Here is a 19,372-nt window from a genome sequence, read left to right on the forward strand (position 1 = left end):
AAAAATATTCTTACAGACTATATCAGTCAGATCTGGGCTGTGTTTTCACTGTCCGGGCCAGTTCCGCCAGCGCCATGATCTGCCGCACCAGAAAGTCCCGGGTTTTCTGATCCGTGAGTTCCAGCCGCTCGGTATCAAACTTGCCTGTGGCCTGCCCTATCATCACTTCCGGGCGATTAAGAACAAAGGCATCCAGAAACACCAGACTTTGCCGCAGATGATACTGCGCCCGCGCACCCCCTATGGCACCGGGGGAGACAGTCTGAATTGCCAGCGGTTTGCCTGCAAACGGCTGCGGCGTTACGCGGGAAAGCCAGTCCAGCGCATTCTTGAGCACACCCGGCACGGAGTAATTATATTCAGGCGTGACAATAATAACGCCATCCGCAGCACGTATCTGATCAGCCATGGCCAGAACCTCAGCCGGAAAATCCGTGTCCTGCACATCCTGATTATAATGTGGGAATGCACTAATGCTCCCAAGCGGCGTGATGGTCACGCCCTCCGGCGCAAGGTCAGGGAGCGTACGCGCCACAATACCGTTGAAAGACGCCTTACGCAGGCTGCCCAGAAGCGTGACGAACCGAAATGGTGTCTCTTGTGTCATGGTCCTGTGTGTCCTTTACCTGTTTGAGTATTCCAGAAGAGGCATGCTTCCAGACAGAATTTTCCTTGAAGGATGCAGCACGTTTTTATTTTTTACGCTTTTCTCTGCATGCAGGATGGTGTGAGGCTTGCATCGTCAGGCAGCAGGAAGAAAAGACGCTGATCCCCTTTCCTCCCTGCTACACCAGCCTCTCCACTATTGGTCCTACACCGTGCCTCCATCAGGCCGGGATACCGCCGAACCGCCCGGCTCTGAAATCTTCAATCGCCTGCTGGATTTCGTCCTGCGTGTTCATGACAAATGGGCCATAACCGGCAATCGGTTCGTTCAATGGCTGGCCTGTCAGCACCAGAAAGCTGGAAGGCACTGCGGCCTGCACCGTCACGCTTGCGCCCTCACGCCCCAGCAGGACGAACTGCGCATTCCCCACTTCCTCCGTGCCATTGATAATCAGCCGTCCTTCCAGAGAGACAATGGCGCTATTGTGCCCTTCCGGCAGATCAAGCGTGGCCTGAGCGCCTTCCGGCAACCTGGCATCCCACACGTTCAATGGCGAAAATACCCGTGCTGGACCGTGCGCACCGTTATAGTCACCGGCAATCACCCTCAGGCTTCCCGCGCCATTGGCCAGCGGCACGGTTGGAATATCCGCTGCATGCAGGGTTTGATAGCTAGCAGGCGCTCCTTTATCCTTTGCAGGCAGATTGACCCATAGCTGCACCATCCGGAACGGACCGCCTGTTCTGGCATAGGCCGGAGAATGATATTCCTGATGCTGGATACCGTTCCCCGCTGTCATCCACTGCACATCCCCCGGCCCGATCACGCCGCCAGCGCCGGAGGAGTCCCGGTGTTCGACCTCGCCATCATAAACAATGGTGACGGTTTCAAAGCCTTTGTGGGGATGCTCTCCTACGCCACGGCGTTTGTCCGTGGGGCTGAAGTCATGCGGGCCTGCGTAATCCAGCAGCAGAAACGGGCTGAGGTGCTCACCAAAATTACTGTAGGAAAACAGGGACCGCACTGGAAACCCATCTCCCACCCAATGGCCACGATCATTTCCATAACGACCAAGAATTTTCTTCTGCATGGTGGTTTGTCCTGTTGATGAGAGAAAGAACGGCCCAATGCCTCTTCCGTTGAAGATGAACATGGGCTTTTCTGATTGTCTCATGAAGACTATCAGATCGAACGGTGCGTTCTACGGAAGGAACGATGAGAGACCTTAACGACTTCGAGTATTTTGTGCAGGTGGTGAAACATGGCGGATTTTCCGCCGCCGCCCGTGCAACCGGCCTCCAGAAATCCCTTCTCAGCCGTCGCATCCGCCTGCTGGAAGATCGGCTGCATGCACGTCTGATCCAGCGGTCTTCCCGTCACTTCAGTGTCACGGAAACAGGCCACCGCTTTTACGAACATTGTGTGGCCATGCTGGCAGAAGCCGACACGGCCGAACGCTCGGTAGCTCAGTTGCAGACAGAACCATGCGGGGTGGTTCGCCTGAGTTGCCCGGTAGCTCTGCTTAATTTTCAGTTCGGAGCACTACTGGCGCGCTTCATGCAGCGCCACCCCGCCGTCACCCTGCAACTGGACAGCACCAACCGGCGGGTGGATGTTCTGAAGGAAGGGCTGGATCTCGCCATACGCGTCCGGTTTCCGCCTCTCCCCTCCTCCGATCTGGTCATGCGCACGCTTGATACCAGCACCCAATGCCTGATTGCCGCCCCAGCTCTGGTGCCACAGCCCCTTGCCTGCCCGGCAGATCTGACGGCACTCCCCAGTCTGGATTTGCATACCACGCCCGGAGCCCATTCCTGGCTGCTGGAAAATCAGGACGGGCAGACCGCCACCATTTTTCATGACCCGCGACTGGTAACGGATGATATGGCCGTGCTGCGTGAAGCCGCGCTCGCCGGTATTGGCATCGTGCAACTGCCCACCATGATGATCTGGCAGGATATTGAAGCCGGGCGGCTGGTGCACGTGCTCCCCGGCTGGAGCCCACGGGCGGGCATTGTGCACGCCGTTTTTCCTTCCCGTCGTGGTCTGGTGCCAGCCGTGCGCGCCCTGCTGGATTTTCTGGCGCAGGAATGCAGTATCCAACGCGGGCTCGCCACAAAAGCATTCATCAAGCCCGTGTCTTAAAAACAGGCGGTCTCCAAACGCGGTGGGCTAACGTGCGTTACAACCGGAAAAGGGCAGACATACGCCGCTATAAGCTCTCAGGCTCCGCCGATAACAGACCAAGGCACCGCGTCCTTTTTTGCATCATATAGCCAGATCGCACACCCAACACGCGCAGCAAGGACGGACAAATGACAGCCCCCTATACCGCCCTGACAATTACCGGCCTCCTTGAAACGTCGCTTTATGTGGATGACATGGCCCGCGCTGTTCTGTTTTACGAACAGGTGCTCCATCTGCCCTGCATGCAGCGCGGCGAGGTATTGAGTGTGTTTGATGCTGGGCGTCAGGGGGTGCTGCTTCTCTTCAAACGCGGTGCATCAAAAGCCGACAGACCCAACAGCCATGGCGTTGTGCCGGGGCATGATGGTTCAGGCCCCCTGCACATGGCCTTCGCCATTCCTGCAGAAAGCTACCAACCATGGCTGCGCCATCTGCAAACCGAAGGCGTTCCCTTCCGGGGCGAAATGACATGGCCCGCAGGCGGCCGAAGCCTGTATTTTGAAGACCCCGACGGCCACCTTCTGGAATTCGCCACCCCCGGCCTGTGGCCCAATTATTAAATGTGTCGAGCAGTAGGAATTTTCTCTCGGGACACTCCCTTACGGCACGGTGACGCCACGTCATCACCCGGAATCTGGCCCGGAAGCCGCCTCTTTGCGCAGTGTCAAAAAACGGATTGGGGTACTGAAATCCTTTTTTCGGGAAGACGACGTGACGGTTTTGGGGTGACGTCACGGGCATGTCAAACGCCCTTCCTTCCGTTCATGTCATCTCCGGATTGCCCCGGTCCGGGTCAACCCTGCTTGCGGCACTTCTGCGGCAGAACCCTTATGTAAAAACCGCAGCCCACAACACGCCTGTCGCCCCCATGCTCATCCGCATGATGTCTCTTATGAGTGAGGGAGAATATCAGCCCGCGTTTACTCAAGACCAATGGCAGAACATCATGCGCGGCGTGTTGCAAACCTATCTTGACCCAGAAGCCAAAAACCCATTCCTGATCGATATCAATCGGGACTGGAGTGCTCATGCAGGGCTTCTGACAACCCTTTACCCGCAAGCAAAAATCATTTGTTGTGTGCGAGACCCTGTGTGGATTCTCAACTCGTTCGAGCATCTGATCACCCGTGATCCTCTACTGGGTTCTAAACTTGTACCCATGGCCCACCGCGCCACCCAGCATGACCGTATTGACTATCTGGCCTCACGCGAGGGCGCCTTTGGCTACGCATGGCGGTTGCTGAACGAGGTATTTTTCGGCCCCTACGCCCACCACGTCATTGTTGTGGAGTATGACCGGCTTGTGGCCTCTCCCAGCGGTGTCATGAACCATTTGGAACGTCTGCTCGGGCTGCCGCCCTTTTCCTATGATTTCCGGCATATTGCCCCAGCGGACACCACAACATTTGACGCTGCCCTCAACACACCGGGCCTGCATAGCGTCCACCCGCGTGTGGAGCCCACCCAGAAACGGCTGATCCTGCCGCCTCATGTTGTCGAGCGCATGGCGCACCAGACGTTCTGGCGTGAGCCGGGTTTGAACACGGGTGGCGCTATGGTTATCGCCTGAGGCCCGATGATTGCCGAAGGTCTGAGGGGTTGAACCCGAACTGTTTACGGAAAGCGGCTGTAAAATGACCGGGGTTTGAGTATCCCATGCGGAGCGCAATCCCAAGGATGGACTCCTCATCATTCAGAAGCAGCCGATGCGCCTCCTGCATGCGTTCCTTCTGAAAAAAGGCGTACACACTGGTTCCAAAAAGCATGCGGAAGGACCGTTGCAGGCGGGACACGCTCATCCCCGCCTGTCGGGCGAGTTTATCCAGACGAGGCGGTGCGGCAAGATCCGCCAGCAGCATGTCACGAATATTATTCAGCCTGCGTATCTCCTGCCTGGATAAGGAGGTATCAGACGCTTCCCCCTGAAACATTTGTTCCAGCAGCAGCCCCATAAAAGACAAACTCTGCCCCAGCATCTGCAACTGGCTGCCCGGTCGCTCGCCTTCGCCTGTGCTGCCTGTGCTGCCTGTGCTGCCTGTGCTGCCTGTGCTGCCTGTGCTGCCGACAGCACGCAATCCGTTTGCAAAAGCAAGAAGTTGCCGCCCGCCCCTGATCTGATTAAAATAGTGCCCTGACCGTAGTTTTTGATCGAGGCACGCTGCATCTTCCGCAGACAGGTCAGCCAGAACCGAAGGGCTGAGGGCAATGGTCACACCAGCGCCCATCCCTGCTGTTTTGGTAAAATCAATCCGACACCCCGGACGATAGGCGATGTACGCATCATGCAGACCGCCATCCGTTTCATAATGTGTCAGACCATCACGGCAGCGGGCCTCAAGATGGGCTTTGCCGCCCGTGTAGGCTCCAAAATAGATCAGATCATCATCATGCCTGACCGAGTAACTGAAATCATGCTCGGTGCGAGCATCCCAGTAAAGAATACGGATGCCGGTCTGAAGTGCAACCAAACGCGTATAAGCATTAAGCCGCACAAGGACCGGAAGCGCCGTATCCGGAGCGGCACCTTCATAGACAGTCTGGGCCGAGATGGTCTTGGGGCGTTCCGCCGTCATGATAGGGACACTTTCATGTGGAGAACTGGCATTTTTCTGTTCACCATTTGAACCGCATCCCGGCAATGACGGCCGCAGTTCCCACATCGCTGCCTGTATTGGTTTCCCGATGCCCGGCAAACATGCTGACGGTCAGATCCATTCCCGGCACACCTTTCACGGGATAGGCGGCGGTCACTGTCCGGCCTGTCTCCAATGGCATGAAGCTGCGGTTACTCTGCTCGAAAGTCACTGCGCCAAAACGGTTCAACCCGGCAGGGGGCTCCGGCTGCAAGGAAAACGCAGGGGCTGTTATGAAATACTCTTTCCCCACGGGCTTCATCTGGCTGGTGTTGGGTACAGACATATCCGTCTTGGGAGCGGAAGACCTGAGATTTTCTGTTCTGGAGCCAGACTGGCGCGTAGAAGAGGAAGCCGGTGCGGCATGGGCCATGATGCAGGCCACAGGCATCAGCAGAACTGTCAGGCCAATTCCGCAACATTGCCGCTGACGACCAGATCTGTCAGGATGATGAGTGGTAAAGATGCTCTCTGAAAAAGAGAGGAATATCGCGCTCATTGCGTCGCTCCGCACTGTAACATGCGTGCAACAAACAGCAAAAAAACGCTTTTCAGCAAATCAACAAATAAAACAGTTATACTATAGATGTTACAAATAGTTATTCCGGAACGGTTATAATCTGGATATTTTATCTCAATGAAACGAAATGATACAAATACTGTTTCTACAATATACTATACTCGCCTCTATAGTCTTCGCCCCACACGGATAACGCACGAAGAGGGTCCTGTTGGCAGGCCCATGAAGCTGCACTCACGTTTGCGGCCTCAGGGCGATGAGGGCTGGCCCCACCCGATCCCACTCCTGCTCAGGTGTGCCAGACAAGGCACCGGAGCGAGTGCTTTCCCCGCCCAGAACAAAAAAGGGGCAGACCGCAGCCTGCCCCTTCTTGCCGTTTCGTAGAACGAAGACCGTCTTATTTGGAATAGATCGGGAAACGGGCGCACAGGGCTTTGACGCGTTCATGCACGGCGTTTTCCACTTCCGTGTTGCCTTCTCCGCCAGAATCGGCAAGGGCCGTCAGCACTTCGTCAATCATTTCGCCCACTTCACGGAACTCGGCTTCACGGAAACCGCGGGCCGTAGCAGCAGGGCTGCCCAGACGCACGCCAGAAGTAATGGCGGGTTTTTCCGGATCAAACGGAATGGCGTTCTTGTTGGCGGTAATGCCCGCGCGTTCCAGAGCTTGCTCGGCGGCCTTGCCGGTCACTTTCTTGGGGCGCAGGTCAACCAGAAGCAGGTGGGAATCCGTGCCGCCGGTCACGATGTCAAACCCGCGTTCCACCAGCACTTCAGCCAGCACGTTCGCGTTCTTCTGAACAGCTTTCTGGTATTCCTTGAATTCCGGACGCAGGGCTTCCCCAAACGCCACGGCCTTGCCCGCAATCACGTGCATCAGCGGGCCACCCTGCAAGCCAGGGAACACGGCAGAGTTGATCTTCTTGGCCAGCGCCTCGTTATTGGTCAGGATCAGGCCGCCACGCGGGCCACGCAAAGTTTTGTGCGTGGTGGATGTCACGACATCCGCATACTCAATCGGGTTGGGATACAGACCGGCAGCGACCAGACCAGCGAAATGCGCCATGTCCACCATCAGCGCCGCGCCAACTTCATCGGCAATGCGGCGGAAGCGGGCAAAATCAATAATGCGCGGGTAAGCAGACCCACCAGCAACAATCAGGGTCGGTTTGCTTTCCCGAACCAGCTGTTCCATTTCGTCATAGTCCAGCAGACCATCCTGACGGCGCACACCATACTGCACGGCATTGAACCATTTGCCGGAATAGTTGGGGGCCGCACCGTGGGTCAGATGGCCACCAGCAGCCAGGCTCATACCAACAACGGTATCGCCCGGTTTGGCCAGCGCCATGAAGGCAGCCTGGTTGGCGTTCGCACCAGAATGCGGCTGCACGTTGGCAAATCCTGCGCCAAACAGGGTCTTGGCGCGCTCAATGGCCAGCACCTCAACCTTGTCCACTTCAGAACAGCCACCGTAATAACGTCGGCCGGGATAACCTTCCGCATATTTGTTGGTCAGCACACTGCCCTGAGCCTGTAACACGGCTTCAGACACCATGTTCTCGCTGGCAATCAGCTCAATGCCGTCCTGCTGGCGTTTCAGCTCACTGGCCAGAGCGGCCGCAACATCCGGATCAATTTCTGTAACCGGTGCATGAAAAAAACGATCCAGATCCGTCTGGCTCATCAGGAGCTCCCTTGAATTTCATCACTTCGTCCGGCACGGCCGCCGCCAGGATGGACACCGTGCCAGTTCATTACGTTCAAAACACATCTTGCTAAGATGTGCACACTAGCCTCTCTATAGGGCAAAGAAGGCTACCCCGGCGCTCTCTTACCGTTTTTGCCGTGGTTCTGACAGGAGAAAAATTTAATGACGCAAAGGCCTGCTTCTTCCGCAGCCTCGGCTTTTACCCGCTGTATGCCCCTGAACAAGCTGGAATCCACACAAGGCCTTAAAAGGGTTCTGGGCCCCGGCAGTCTGGTTGCGCTGGGTGTGGGCGCCACCATCGGGGCAGGTCTGTTTTCCCTCACGGGTATTGCGGCATCTGAAAATGCAGGCCCGGCCGTTGTCATTTCCTTTCTGATCGCCGCTATCGCATGCGGATTCGCAGGCCTGTGCTACAGTGAACTGGCCAGCATGATCCCCATTGCCGGCAGCGCCTATACCTATGCTTACGTTACGCTGGGCGAACTGATGGCGTGGATCATCGGGTGGGATCTTGTGCTGGAATACGCGGTGGGGGCTGCCACTGTGGCGGTAAGCTGGTCACGCTACGTTGTCTCCCTGCTGGAGTCGTGGGGGCTGGTACTACCACCCCGGCTGACAGCTTCTCCCTTTGAAACGATTCAACTGGCTGATGGCTCCACCGTAACAGGGCTGATGAACCTTCCGGCCACCTTTATCATCTGTCTGGTGTCCTGGATCCTTATTCGCGGTATTTCACAGTCCGCGCAGGTCAACGCCGTTATTGTCACCATCAAGCTGCTGGTGATTGCCGCCTTTATCGGGTTTGGCATTTCCTACATCAACCCCTCTAACTACCACCCGTTCATTCCACCCAATGATGGCACATTCGGCCATTATGGTTGGTCTGGCATCATGCGGGCCGCAGGCACCATCTTCTTTGCCTATGTGGGGTTTGATGCCGTCTCCACCACGGCGCAGGAAACCAAAAACCCGGCTCGGGACATGCCAATCGGCATTCTGGGCAGCCTGCTGGTGTGCTCTCTGGCGTATATTGCGTTCTCCTTCGTCATGACCGGGCTGGTGAACTACAAGGACATGCTGGGTGATGCCGCCCCCGTGGCCACCGCCATCAACCGCACGCCCTACCAGTGGCTGCAACTGGCGGTAAAAATCGGCATTATCTGCGGGTTTACCTCCGTGCTGCTGGGCATGCTTCTGGGTCAGAGCCGCGTGTTCTTCGCCATGTCCCGTGATGGGCTTCTGCCGCCCATGTTCAGCAAAACCCACCCACGGTATCAGACCCCCTGGCTCTCCAACCTGTTCTTCATGGTGCTCACCTGCCTGCTCAGCGCCTTTCTGCCTATCTCGGAACTGGGGCACATGACGTCCATCGGCACCCTGCTGGCCTTTGTGCTGGTGTGTGCGGGCGTGATGGTTCTGCGGCGCAAATCCCCTGACGCCCCGCGCGCCTTCCGTGTGCCGGGCGGGGATATTGTGCCGGTTCTGGGCATTCTGAGCTGCGGTGCCGTCATGGTTTCTCTGGATAAACTGACATGGATCCGTCTGGTGGTGTGGCTGGCCATCGGCATGGTCATCTATCTGGGATACGGGCGTTACCGTAGCGTTCTGGCACGGTCCTGATACGCGCTGGGCGGGGTTGCATAACGCGGCAGGGAGAGCATACTCCGCCCTGCCGTTCACCCCGTTGGCCCTGCCTGTATTCGGTCGCACTCTCCTTGCCCGGCCGTATCAGAGCGCCGACACGCTAGGAGATTCCGCCCATGAAGGCCGGTCGCTTCCCTCTGGCCCGCCCCCGTCGCAACCGTTTTGACGATTTCACCCGTCGGCTGGTTGCAGAAACCTCTTTGGGCATCAACAACCTGATCTGGCCTATCTTCTTCACGGAAGGCACAAACACCGTGACAGAAGTGGCCTCCATGCCCGGCGTGCATCGCGTTACGCTGGACCGCTTGGCCGCCCACGTTGAACCGGCCGCCAAACTGGGTATTCCTGCTGTGGCGCTGTTTCCCGTCACCCCCATGGAGGTGCGGGATGCAGAAGGCACGGAAGCCCTGAACCCGGATAACCTGATGTGCCGGGCCGCCCGTCTGCTGAAAAAGGAATTCCCCAATGTGGGGCTGATCGGGGATGTGGCGCTGGACCCCTACACCAGCCACGGCCATGATGGCGTGATCCGCGATGGGTATGTGGTGAATGAGGAATCCGTCACCATTCTGACGCAGCAGACCATCAATCAGGCCGCTGCGGGCGTGGATATCATCGCACCGTCTGACATGATGGATGGCCGCATTGGCACCATGCGCGTGGCGCTGGATGAAGCCGGGCTGCTGAACACCCGTATCATGTCCTATGCCGCCAAATACGCCAGTGCCTTCTACGGCCCGTTCCGTGATGCGTTGGGTTCTGGCGGTATGCTGAAGGGTGACAAGAAAACCTACCAGATGGACCCCGCCAATAGCGATGAAGCCCTCCGCGAAGTGGAGATGGATATTGCTGAAGGCGCGGATATGGTCATGGTCAAACCCGGCATGCCGTATCTGGACATCATCCGCCGCGTGCGGGACACATTTGCCGTGCCCACCTATGCCTATCAGGTGTCTGGTGAGTATGCGATGCTGATGGCCGCCATCCGTAATGGCTGGCTGGACCATGAACGCGCCGTGATGGAAAGCCTTCTGGCCTTCCGCCGCGCTGGCGCCAACGGCATTCTGACCTACTTTGCAGTTGAAGCCGCTGAACGGATCAAACAGACCTACGGCGTCTGATCCGTTTTTATTTCACGTCAAGGTTAAACCCTGCGCACTCTGTTGGTGTTGAAACAGAGTGCGCGTCGGGCCAGCATGCTGTTACACTTGTCCGGCAGGCTGTTAGGCGGCGCCCCAGCCCGCTCCAATCTTTGCCGGACAGGATGATATGGTTTCCTCGCTGCGACATCCGCAGTTTTTCTACACCACAGCACCGCAGCCGTGCCCCTATCTGCCGGGGCAGATGGAGCGGAAGGTTATTGCTGATCTGAATGTGCCTGCGGCAGATGCCCTGCACAGCCGCCTCTCCCGCGTGGGGTTCAGGCGCAGCCACACACTGGCCTATGCCCCCGTATGCGCCACCTGCGCCGCCTGTATTCCCATCCGCCTGCCCGTTGCGCGCTTTACGCCAGACCGCACGCAAAAACGCACCCTGCGCCGCAATGCTGACCTGACCGCCACCTGCACCGCCCCCAAGGCCACAGAAGAACAGTATGATCTGTTTACCCGTTACCAGAGTGCCCGCCACGCAGAAGGCGACATGGCCGACATGAATGCCGAAGAATATCGCGGCATGATTGAGGACACGACGGTACAAACCATGGTGGTGGAATTCCGGGATACCACCCACCAGCTTCTGGCGGTCAGCCTTGTCGACCAACTGGAAGATGGTCTTTCAGCCGTTTACAGTTTTTATGAACCCGCGGCCCCCCACCGCTCCCTGGGGAGCTTCGCCATTCTGGCCCTGATCCGTGAAACGGAACGGCTGGGACTCCCTTATCTGTATCTGGGCTACTGGGTGCAGAAAAGCCGGAAGATGTCCTACAAATCCCGCTACCACCCTGCCGAAATTCTCAGTCAGGGCACATGGCACACGCTTGACCCGGACAACCCGCCGCCAGAAGAGCGGGAGACTGCCTGATCGAACCATAAAATCAAGCTCTCAGGCCTCGTGTGTTCATGAAAAAATGCGTCCATGCATCCAATAAAACCCATGACAACTCGGTAGATATTTTATTACGCTAGAAGCATATACTCTCTTTGCATGAGAACATTGGGGAATTCAGCAATGACATTTTTCAGAACAGCAATGGTTATTTGCAGTTTGTATTTTTCGTTTTGCAGTGTCTCAAACGTATATGCTGCACCGCAAAGCGAAATATGCGCGAAAATAGAAAAAGCTGATTATCAGGCCACCGCGCATTCTGTTAAAATGTCTCTGCTCCTTTCTTCAAAGGAAGGAACAAAAAAGATACTTTCAATACCCCAAGATACACCCGACAAAAAATTTGAGGTAGAAATCCATTCAGATAAATATTTCCTGATAAAATATAGTGGAAATAAATTACTAAGTATCGGGCAGGCATGTCATTAAAAAATGCCTCAGCCCGCTGTCTCAGCGTTTTACTACTGCCTCCCTGAAGAGCCATAAGAAAAGGCTTAATAAATAATATTATAGCCTATTTCTTATGTCTTCAGACTGCCCCATTTCCATTGCACCATGCTGGGGTTGTCGCCCTTTACCCGGTCAGGCCTTTTTAACCGCCCACGGTGGAGCATTTTTGCCTACTGCTGCACGTTTGCCCACCCAGTCCTGCAAATCCGCAAACTGCCGGACCCGCACCGCACCGGGCCAGAGCAGGCCATCCGTGGAGGAGAAAACCATGGCCTGCCGCAAACCACCATCTGCATATTTCTGCAACGCCACGCCCAGCCCCCGGCCCATGACGGGCAACTGCTCAGCCGGGAAAATCAGGAAGCGGCGATTATCACCCAACACAGCAACCTGATCACCTTCCGCCGGGCTGCAAATCTTGGCGTATTCGCCTTCCTTCAGATTGAGCACCTGACGGCCAGAACGTTTTTCGGCCACCATGCTGTCTTCTTCCACCAGCATGCCGCGCCCTGCGCTGGATACCACAAGCCGTTTTGCCCCTTCCTTGACCGCAAAAACCGCTATCAAATCTTCATCATTGCCCAGATCAAACAGCAGGCGCACCGGCTGACCATCACCACGGCCACGCGGCAGATCTGCCCCCTTGAGGGTAAAGGCCCGCCCATCCGTGCCAAAGAAGCACAGCTTGTCGGTCGTCTGGCACGGCACTGCCAGTTTCAGACCATCGCCTTCCTTGAACTTCTGGTTTTCCAGATCAGTCGTATGGCCTTTGATGGCCCGCACCCAGCCCTTTTGAGACAGGATCAGGGTAATGGGTTCGCGCTCCACCGTTTCCACCACAGAGATATCAACCGGCTTGGGCGCGGACAGCAGCGTGCTACGGCGCTGCCCCAGTGCACCGGCCCCAAACTGTTTGACCATGCCATCCAGTTCCCGGCCAATGCGGGACCAGCGCAGCTTTTCATCACCCAGCAGTTTCAGAAGCTCATCCCGCTCGCCCGAGAGCTTGTCATGCTCCTTGCGAATTTCCATCTCTTCCAGACGGCGCAAGCTGCGCAGCCGCATGTTCAGCACAGCCTCTGCCTGCATATCCGTCAGCGAGAACGTGCTGATCAGGCTAGCCTTGGCATCATCCTCTTCACGGATAATGCGGATCACTTCATCCAGATTCAGATAGACGGCCAGAAAGCCGCTGAGAATTTCCAGCCGCCGTTCCACAGCCTCCAGCCGGTGGCGGCTGCGGCGTTCCAGAACCTCGTGCCGGTGGTCCAGCCATGCCTGAAGCACATCCTTCAGGCCCAGAACGCCCGGCGCACGGTCCGCGCCCAGCACGTTCATGTTCAGGCCAAAACGGCTTTCAAGCTGCGTGGCCCGGAACAGGGTTTCCATCAGCACTTCCGGCTCTATCCCGCGCGATTTGGGCTCCAGAACCAGCCGGATGACATCCGTGCTTTCATCCCGGATATCCCCCAGCAGCGGCAGCTTTTTCTGCTCCAGCAGATCTGCCACCTGCTCGATCAGGCGTGATTTCTGCACCTGATACGGAATTTCCGTAACAATGATCTGCCACGTGCCAAATCGGCCCTGCTCCACTTCCCAACGGGCACGCATGCGGAAGCTGCCGCGCCCGGTCTCATAGGCTTTCAGAATGGCGTCGGAATCTTCAACAATCAGGCCGCCTGTGGGAAAATCCGGGCCCGGCATCAGCTTCAGCAGGTCTTCCGTGGTGCTCTGGGGCTTGCGCACCAGCAAGGCAGCAGCTGCGCACACTTCCGCCGCGTTATGCGGGGGAATACTGGTGGCCATACCCACCGCAATACCGGATGCCCCATTGGCCAGCAGGTTCGGGAAGGCTGCCGGAAGCACAACCGGCTCCTGCTCCTCTCCATCATAGGTGGGGCGGAAATCCACGGCATCGTTTTCAATGCCATCCAGCAGCGCACGAGCAACTTCAGTCAGCCGGGCTTCGGTGTATCGCATGGCGGCGGCGTTATCGCCGTCAATCGAGCCAAAATTGCCCTGACCTTCCACCAGCGGGTAGCGGGCGGCAAAATCCTGCGCCAGACGCACAAGCGCTTCATAAACAGAGGCATCGCCATGGGGGTGGAACTTACCAATCACATCCCCCACCACGCGGGCGCACTTCTTGAAGCCCGCCGAAGGGTCCAGCTTCAACTGGTGCATGGCGTACACCAACCGCCGGTGCACCGGCTTCAACCCATCACGCACATCCGGCAGAGAGCGGGACATGATAGTGGACAGCGCATAGGCCAGATACCGTTCGCTCAGCGCATCCGCCAGCTTGGTCTCTTCCACATGGCCTTCAAACGTCTCGCTCATTTCCTGCTCCCCGGACACTGTGCAGGCTCTCGCCCGCCTGGACACATAGCGTTGCTTGCCCTTTTGTTCCAGCCCTCAGCAAAGAGTCGGAAAAGGTGATAGACTTTCTTCGCGCTGCTTGTGCATGGTCTGGCTCTGACGGGAGCCATATGCTGTCATGTTCCTCCGTTTCCTGTGCCAGAAAGGATACGCCATGTTCCGGGTTACGCGCAGAACGGTTCTGACCACGCTAGCCCTCAGCCCTGCCGTAACAGGCCGCGCGGAACCGGCTGCAATCCGCACACCACCTGGCTCCCTGCCCGATACTACCCTCCTGCCCTTGTGGCCCGGCACACCACCCGGCGGAGGCGGCCCGGAAAACCTCGCACCGCTTGTTTCCGCTAACGGCTCTCTCACCCGTATTGCCGCGCCCACGCTTCAGATCTACCGTCCGGCCCGCCCCAATGGCGCGGCCATGATCATGGCGGCAGGGGGAGGATATCAACACATCACGCAACGCAAGGAAGCCACGCCCGCCACACGCTGGCTGCAAAAACTCGGCATAACCGTAGGGGTGCTCACCTACCGGCTGCCTATGGAAGGATGGCATGCGGCGTCCCTCGCGCCATTTCAGGACGCCCAACGCGCCATACGGCTGCTCCGCACCCATGCCCGCCAGTATGGCATTGACCCTGACCGCATTGGTATTCTGGGATTTTCTGCCGGAGGACATCTGCTGGGGTTATGTGCCACCCGCCCTGACTGGCAGACCTACTCCCCCACGGATACCGCAGACACCGCCCCCATCAAGGTAGCGCTGGCGCTCCTCGCATATCCCATCATTTCTCTGGAACCGCCATACAACCATACGCATACAAGCCGCACATTACTCGGCCCGCACCCCACGCAGGCAGATGCGCGGGCATGGTCCATTCCCCCTTACATTCGGCACGGCAGCCCGCCGTTCTTTCTGGTTCAGGCTGCGGATGACCCGATTGCCGCCCCGGGCCAGACAGCCCTGTTAGAGCAAGCATGTCAGCAGAATGCCGTGCCTGTCACCCGGCACCTTTTTGCCTCCGGTGGTCATGGCTTTGGGCTAGGCCGCCCCGGCACCCCAACCCTCACATGGCCCCATCTGGCGGAACAGTTCCTGCACGAGCAGTCATTCATCAGCTAACATCCAGAAACTGCTGAAGGAGGCGTTATGAGAGAACGGGAGCGTCTTCCCCTGCGGGAGTGATCTTCATCCCCCTCACTCGGAAGGGTCAGCACTTTTTTCGGGCGGCTGATCATGCTCAACAAGCGTCTCAGCCTTTTCTTCAGCGTCGGCCAGACGCGCCACACGCTCTTCCAGCCGTTCCCGCGCTGCGGGCATGGGTCTATGGCGTTGCCCGTAGGCGTCCCGCGCCAAAAAATAACTGGTCAGACGGAGGCCAGCCAACCAGTCCTGCTTCGTGCCCGTCTCTTCATCAGACAGCAGAAACGCCGGGAGCGGCAACAGGCGGTTTTTCCACTCCCCGGCAACCTCCTCCGTCACAGCCTTACCTGTGCGCGGGGAAACATAGGCCAGTCCCTCCGTTGCCCCTGTCACCGCGCAACAGGAGAGATCCAGCCCGAACCCCAGATCGGCCAGAAGCGCCAGTTCCCACCGCACAACATGCGGCAACCCTTCCTGTTCGGACACGGCAGGGTCCATTCCCAGAAAAGTCAGCAATTTCAGAGTATGGGCAAACAGAGCCGGGCAAGGCTCGCCTTCTGGCAGGGCCGTATCAGCCAAAACGCACACAGACTGCATCATGGACAAAGCCAGCGGCGCATCCAGCAGCCGAAAACCACACCCGTACAGCATTTCGCCAGACAGGCGGGGCATGGTGCCTGTGCTGCGGGTCTGAAACCGGGTTTTCACCACATTGCCGGGTTGCCACAGCGCACTCCCTGCACGGGAGCGTGCGCCGTACGCCACGGCATGCACCAGACCATTCTCTTCGGTCAGCACATGCACGCGGGCATTGACCTCCCCCAACGGGAAGGCAGAAAGCACAAGGGCGGGAGCCTCCCTATCCTGGGAAGTCCCGCCCTGTTGCATCAGTCAGGTTCGCCTGAAATCAGACGCCAGAGACTTTCGCTACTTCAGCAGCAAAGTCATCGGCTTCCTTTTCAATGCCTTCACCCAGCTGGAAGCGGTCAAAGCCAACCAGCTTCACGCCAGCTTTTTCCAGCACGTTCTTCACGCGGGTTTCGCCATCATGCACCCACACCTGTTCCAGAAGAACAACTTCTTCATAGAACTTGCGGATACGGCCTTCGATCATCTTTTCGATGATCGCTTCCGGCTTGCCAGAAGCGCGAGCCTGTTCAACCAGAACAGCGCGTTCACGCTCAACTTCTTCCGGGTCCAGGCTGGTCACATCCAGAGAAGACGGACGGGTAGCAGCAACATGCATGCCAACCTGACGGCCAAGCTGTTCAATGGCATCATCAGCCGTGGGGGCTTCAATGGCAGCCAGAACACCAATCTTGCCCAGGCCCGGACGCAGCGCGCCATGCACATAAGTTGCCACAACGCCAGACGGCACCGTGAACACACGGGCACGACGCAGGGACATGTTTTCGCCAATGGTGGCAATCAGGTGCGTCAGTTCATCAGCAACCGTGCGGCCGGTTTCCAGCGTAGCGGCCTTGATGGCTTCCAGATCTTCACCAACCTTCAGGGCAACCTTGGCAACGCTTTCCACAAAGTTCTGGAAGGCTTCGTTACGGGCCACAAAGTCGGTTTCGGCGTTCACCTCAACCATGGCGGCTTTCTTGTCTTCAGACGCAACGCCTACCAGACCTTCAGCAGCGGTACGGCCGGACTTCTTGGCAGCAGCAGCCAGACCTTTGGTGCGCAGCCAGTCAATGGCGCCTTCAATTTCACCATTGGCTTCGTTCAGCGCTTTTTTGCAGTCCATCATGCCTGCGCCGGTCTTTTCGCGCAGTTCCTTCACCAGTGCAGCGGTAATAGCCGCCATATCTGTCACTCCTTAAAAACCGGAACGCGCCCGTGTAGGGGCGCGCACCGGGCTGTTTGTGCCTGCGCGCAGGCACCCATCTTATCTGAAACAGGCGGGCAAAAGGCCCGCCTGTCAGTCAACTTCAGTTTGCAGCCGGAGCTTCAGCAGCAGGAGCTGCTTCCGTTTCCAGAGCCGGATCAATCGGCAGCTCTTCAGCAGCACCGAAATCCTGGCCAGAAGCGCCGAGTTCAGCGGAAATCCCGTCCAGAACAGCGGAGGACACCAGATCACAGTACAGGGAGATCGCGCGGATGGCGTCATCATTCCCCGGAATCGGGAAGGTCACGCCCTTCGGATCAGAGTTGCTGTCCAGAATGGCCACAACCGGAATGCCCAGCTTGTTGGCTTCTTCAACAGCCAGCTTTTCCTTGTTGGTGTCGATGATGAACAGGATATCGGGCAGGCCGCCCATTTCCTTGATACCACCCAGGGAGCGTTCCAGCTTGTCGCGGTCGCGGGTCATATCAAGAATTTCTTTCTTGGTCAGACCGGCCGTGCCGCCGTCCAGCATTTCTTCAATCTGGCGCAGACGCTTGATGGAACCCGTGATGGTCTTCCAGTTGGTGAGCATACCGCCCAGCCAACGGTGGTTCACATAATACTGGCCACACCGCTTGGCGGCTTCAGCAATCGGTTCGGCTGCGGCGCGCTTGGTGCCAACAAACAGAACGCGGCCTCCACCGGCAACAGTGTTGCGGATTGCCTGCAGGGCGCGGTCAAGCAGGCCAACGGTCTGCTGCAGGTCAATGATGTGAACCTGGTTGCGCACGCCGAACAGATACGGCTCCATGCGCGGGTTCCACCGGCGGGTGTGGTGACCAAAGTGAACGCCAGCTTCCAGAAGCTGACGGAGTGTGAAATCAGGCATCGCCATGGGGCGTTTTTCCTACCATTCTGGTTAATCCTCCGCGAAGCACTGCCCTGCGTGAACAGGACACCAGAGGGTGAAGGCTTCGCGTGCGTCGTCCCGGCCTGGGCCAAGCGATGCCGATATGGCGGTTTTCGCTGGCCCATGCAAGGCAAAAAGTGTGTTTTCAGCCCTTTTTCAGCGGTCTGGCTGCCTTGTTGGGCACGCCCCCACGGGTCAGCAGAGCCCGCAGCGCCTTGACGATGGGGAACACTTCCACATTGTGGTCCCCACCCAGTTCACGCCATGCTTTCTGCTCAAGCTCCACAATCTCGCGGTCTTCTTCAAAGATACGGTGCGTGAACAGCCCCAGCGCGGGCCATGCCAGATCAAGCAGAAAACCCCATTTGGGTTTCTTGACAGACAACAGACCAAACGCCTGCGTGCCCTGCTGGTCAGAGCCCAGCGGCACATAACAGGCCCATAGATCCATGATCAGATCACCGTCCTTGTCATGAATTTTCAGCGTCTGATACGGGTAGGTGGTGCGGATGGACACCACTTCCTCCACCGGCTGCTCCCGCCCTTCCAGATCGTGGTGCTTACCAAAAATCAGGGCTTCGGCCAGCGGCTGGTTGCCGCCCTTGCGGGCAAAGCTGTAACGGGCTTCCAGAAAGTTCTCGCCCTTGTCCTGCCCCAGAAAACGCGCCGTGATGGAGCCCATCTGGCGGCGGTGCAGAAACTGATGGTTCATGTCCATCAGGTTTTCATGCATGAAGGTGTAGTGGCATTTCAGACGCGGGCCGAACTGGCGCGTCTTGTATTCCGGATTCCCTACCTGCGCGATATCCGGCACCGGCACACTCTCGGCCAGAGCGGGATCTCCGGGGAAAATGAAAATCAGGCCCGCCTTTTCCCGGCATGGATACGCCCGCACGGGCCGCCCCACATCCGAACGGTTCAGGTAGGGCACGGTCACGCATTTGCCTGCGCGGTCAAACGCCCAGCCATGATAACAGCACTTGATGCAGTCGCCTTCCACCAGCCCTTTGCTCAGGGGCACCTGACGATGCGCGCAACGATCTTCCAGTGCATAAACCGGCCCTTTTTCCGGGCGGATCAGCGCAATGGGGTGGCCAGCATAGCGGGTGGGGAAAGCCTTGCCCGGACGCACCTTGTGCGCCCACGCCACCGGGTACCAGAAATTCGGATTACTATCGATCTGCCGAAGATCATATTCCGGCGCTTCAGCCTGTTGAGCCGTTTCACTCCGAGAAGCTTCCACCAGCATGGCGTGCCCGTCCTTTCCCATGACCAGAGGCTGCTGTTCGGTGCGAACACAACCTCACACAATT

At 57.7% G+C, this 19,372-nt stretch carries 18 protein-coding genes; 8 read left to right on the top strand and 10 right to left on the bottom strand.

All coding sequences use genetic code 11. From position 1 onward, the window contains the following. Positions 1–22: 22 nt before the first annotated feature. Positions 23–607, bottom strand: a complete 585-nt coding sequence (locus QWU00_RS03495) for an NADPH-dependent FMN reductase (protein WP_035380459.1) — start codon at positions 605–607, stop codon at positions 23–25. A 220-nt stretch (positions 608–827) separates the two neighbouring features. Beyond that, positions 828–1,697, bottom strand: coding sequence for a pirin family protein (locus QWU00_RS03500; RefSeq protein ID WP_035380532.1), 870 nt, complete (start codon positions 1,695–1,697; stop codon positions 828–830). Positions 1,698–1,822: 125 nt separating this feature from the next. On the opposite strand from QWU00_RS03500, the gene QWU00_RS03505 reads away from it, so the two are divergent. From QWU00_RS03505 to QWU00_RS03515, 3 genes are all read left to right on the top strand, one after another. Next, on the top strand, positions 1,823–2,752 hold the full coding sequence (locus QWU00_RS03505) for a LysR substrate-binding domain-containing protein (protein ID WP_035380461.1): 930 nt from the start codon (positions 1,823–1,825) through the stop codon (positions 2,750–2,752). 170 nt (positions 2,753–2,922) lie between these two features. After that, complete coding sequence (locus QWU00_RS03510) at positions 2,923–3,354, top strand: VOC family protein (protein ID WP_035380463.1); 432 nt, start codon at positions 2,923–2,925, stop codon at positions 3,352–3,354. A gap of 179 nt (positions 3,355–3,533) precedes the next feature. Continuing rightward, positions 3,534–4,364 carry a sulfotransferase family protein gene (locus tag QWU00_RS03515; RefSeq protein WP_035380465.1) on the top strand — a complete coding sequence of 277 codons (831 nt, stop codon included), beginning with the start codon at positions 3,534–3,536 and terminating at the stop codon, positions 4,362–4,364. Here the strand turns inward: QWU00_RS03515 and QWU00_RS03520 are convergent. The 3 genes from QWU00_RS03520 to glyA all read right to left on the bottom strand — a co-directional run bounded on the left by QWU00_RS03520 (position 4,354) and on the right by glyA (position 7,634). Next, a complete protein-coding gene (locus tag QWU00_RS03520) occupies positions 4,354–5,367 on the bottom strand; it encodes a helix-turn-helix transcriptional regulator (RefSeq protein WP_035380467.1) in 1,014 nt (337 codons plus the stop codon). The genes QWU00_RS03515 and QWU00_RS03520 overlap by 11 nt on opposite strands. 40 nt (positions 5,368–5,407) lie before the next feature. Then, the gene (locus tag QWU00_RS03525; protein ID WP_052051375.1) at positions 5,408–5,926 is read right to left on the bottom strand and encodes a hypothetical protein; all 519 of its coding nucleotides are present in this window, start codon (positions 5,924–5,926) and stop codon (positions 5,408–5,410) included. A gap of 418 nt (positions 5,927–6,344) precedes the next feature. Continuing rightward, positions 6,345–7,634, bottom strand: a complete 1,290-nt coding sequence (gene glyA, locus QWU00_RS03530; RefSeq protein ID WP_035380469.1) for a serine hydroxymethyltransferase — start codon at positions 7,632–7,634, stop codon at positions 6,345–6,347. Positions 7,635–7,820: 186 nt separating this feature from the next. Between glyA and QWU00_RS03535 the strand changes: the two genes are divergently transcribed. The 4 genes from QWU00_RS03535 to QWU00_RS03550 all read left to right on the top strand — a co-directional run bounded on the left by QWU00_RS03535 (position 7,821) and on the right by QWU00_RS03550 (position 11,777). Further along, complete coding sequence (locus QWU00_RS03535) at positions 7,821–9,278, top strand: amino acid permease (protein ID WP_035380471.1); 1,458 nt, start codon at positions 7,821–7,823, stop codon at positions 9,276–9,278. 140 nt (positions 9,279–9,418) lie between these two features. Then, positions 9,419–10,423, top strand: coding sequence for a porphobilinogen synthase (gene hemB / locus QWU00_RS03540; RefSeq protein WP_006558734.1), 1,005 nt, complete (start codon positions 9,419–9,421; stop codon positions 10,421–10,423). Positions 10,424–10,571: 148 nt separating this feature from the next. Continuing rightward, positions 10,572–11,324, top strand: a complete 753-nt coding sequence (locus QWU00_RS03545; protein WP_035380473.1) for an arginyltransferase — start codon at positions 10,572–10,574, stop codon at positions 11,322–11,324. A gap of 147 nt (positions 11,325–11,471) precedes the next feature. Further along, positions 11,472–11,777 carry a hypothetical protein gene (locus QWU00_RS03550; RefSeq protein ID WP_140329641.1) on the top strand — a complete coding sequence of 102 codons (306 nt, stop codon included), beginning with the start codon at positions 11,472–11,474 and terminating at the stop codon, positions 11,775–11,777. 153 nt (positions 11,778–11,930) lie between these two features. On the opposite strand, the gene parC is transcribed toward QWU00_RS03550, so the two are convergent. After that, a complete protein-coding gene (parC, locus tag QWU00_RS03555) occupies positions 11,931–14,138 on the bottom strand; it encodes a DNA topoisomerase IV subunit A (RefSeq protein ID WP_035380474.1) in 2,208 nt (735 codons plus the stop codon). Between the two features lie 157 nt (positions 14,139–14,295). Between parC and QWU00_RS03560 the strand changes: the two genes are divergently transcribed. Beyond that, a complete protein-coding gene (locus QWU00_RS03560; protein ID WP_231551704.1) occupies positions 14,296–15,294 on the top strand; it encodes an alpha/beta hydrolase in 999 nt (332 codons plus the stop codon). Between the two features lie 75 nt (positions 15,295–15,369). Here QWU00_RS03560 and recO read toward each other — a convergent pair whose 3' ends face one another. From recO to QWU00_RS03580, 4 genes are all read right to left on the bottom strand, one after another. Further along, positions 15,370–16,203 (bottom strand): DNA repair protein RecO, encoded by an 834-nt coding sequence (gene recO, locus QWU00_RS03565; RefSeq protein WP_035380478.1) that lies wholly within the window; start codon positions 16,201–16,203, stop codon positions 15,370–15,372. Between the two features lie 19 nt (positions 16,204–16,222). Continuing rightward, positions 16,223–17,128, bottom strand: a complete 906-nt coding sequence (tsf, locus tag QWU00_RS03570; protein ID WP_035380479.1) for a translation elongation factor Ts — start codon at positions 17,126–17,128, stop codon at positions 16,223–16,225. Between the two features lie 124 nt (positions 17,129–17,252). After that, entirely contained in the window at positions 17,253–18,044 is a 792-nt protein-coding gene (gene rpsB, locus QWU00_RS03575; protein ID WP_035380481.1) for a 30S ribosomal protein S2, read from the bottom strand. A gap of 160 nt (positions 18,045–18,204) precedes the next feature. Then, positions 18,205–19,308: an aromatic ring-hydroxylating dioxygenase subunit alpha gene (locus tag QWU00_RS03580; RefSeq protein ID WP_035380482.1), complete on the bottom strand. Its 1,104-nt coding sequence runs from the start codon at positions 19,306–19,308 to the stop codon at positions 18,205–18,207. Between the last annotated feature and the right edge of the window lie 64 nt (positions 19,309–19,372).

This window comes from Acetobacter tropicalis, assembly GCF_030644465.1.
GTDB lineage: Bacteria > Pseudomonadota > Alphaproteobacteria > Acetobacterales > Acetobacteraceae > Acetobacter > Acetobacter tropicalis.

Bases quoted from the DNA above. Each gene is read 5' to 3' on its own strand.
- QWU00_RS03545 (WP_035380473.1), top strand. From the start codon at position 10,572: ATGGTTTCCTCGCTGCGACATCCGCAGTTTTTCTACACCACAGCACCG.
- QWU00_RS03505 (WP_035380461.1), top strand. From the start codon at position 1,823: ATGAGAGACCTTAACGACTTCGAGTATTTTGTGCAGGTGGTGAAACAT.
- QWU00_RS03550 (WP_140329641.1), top strand. From the start codon at position 11,472: ATGACATTTTTCAGAACAGCAATGGTTATTTGCAGTTTGTATTTTTCG.
- QWU00_RS03515 (WP_035380465.1), top strand. From the start codon at position 3,534: ATGTCAAACGCCCTTCCTTCCGTTCATGTCATCTCCGGATTGCCCCGG.
- rpsB (WP_035380481.1), bottom strand. From the start codon at position 18,044: ATGGCGATGCCTGATTTCACACTCCGTCAGCTTCTGGAAGCTGGCGTT.
- QWU00_RS03535 (WP_035380471.1), top strand. From the start codon at position 7,821: ATGACGCAAAGGCCTGCTTCTTCCGCAGCCTCGGCTTTTACCCGCTGT.
- tsf (WP_035380479.1), bottom strand. From the start codon at position 17,128: ATGGCGGCTATTACCGCTGCACTGGTGAAGGAACTGCGCGAAAAGACC.
- QWU00_RS03520 (WP_035380467.1), bottom strand. From the start codon at position 5,367: ATGACGGCGGAACGCCCCAAGACCATCTCGGCCCAGACTGTCTATGAA.
- parC (WP_035380474.1), bottom strand. From the start codon at position 14,138: ATGAGCGAGACGTTTGAAGGCCATGTGGAAGAGACCAAGCTGGCGGAT.
- QWU00_RS03560 (WP_231551704.1), top strand. From the start codon at position 14,296: ATGTTCCTCCGTTTCCTGTGCCAGAAAGGATACGCCATGTTCCGGGTT.
- QWU00_RS03500 (WP_035380532.1), bottom strand. From the start codon at position 1,697: ATGCAGAAGAAAATTCTTGGTCGTTATGGAAATGATCGTGGCCATTGG.
- hemB (WP_006558734.1), top strand. From the start codon at position 9,419: ATGAAGGCCGGTCGCTTCCCTCTGGCCCGCCCCCGTCGCAACCGTTTT.
- QWU00_RS03495 (WP_035380459.1), bottom strand. From the start codon at position 607: ATGACACAAGAGACACCATTTCGGTTCGTCACGCTTCTGGGCAGCCTG.
- recO (WP_035380478.1), bottom strand. From the start codon at position 16,203: ATGCAACAGGGCGGGACTTCCCAGGATAGGGAGGCTCCCGCCCTTGTG.
- QWU00_RS03580 (WP_035380482.1), bottom strand. From the start codon at position 19,308: ATGCTGGTGGAAGCTTCTCGGAGTGAAACGGCTCAACAGGCTGAAGCG.
- QWU00_RS03510 (WP_035380463.1), top strand. From the start codon at position 2,923: ATGACAGCCCCCTATACCGCCCTGACAATTACCGGCCTCCTTGAAACG.
- QWU00_RS03525 (WP_052051375.1), bottom strand. From the start codon at position 5,926: ATGAGCGCGATATTCCTCTCTTTTTCAGAGAGCATCTTTACCACTCAT.
- glyA (WP_035380469.1), bottom strand. From the start codon at position 7,634: ATGAGCCAGACGGATCTGGATCGTTTTTTTCATGCACCGGTTACAGAA.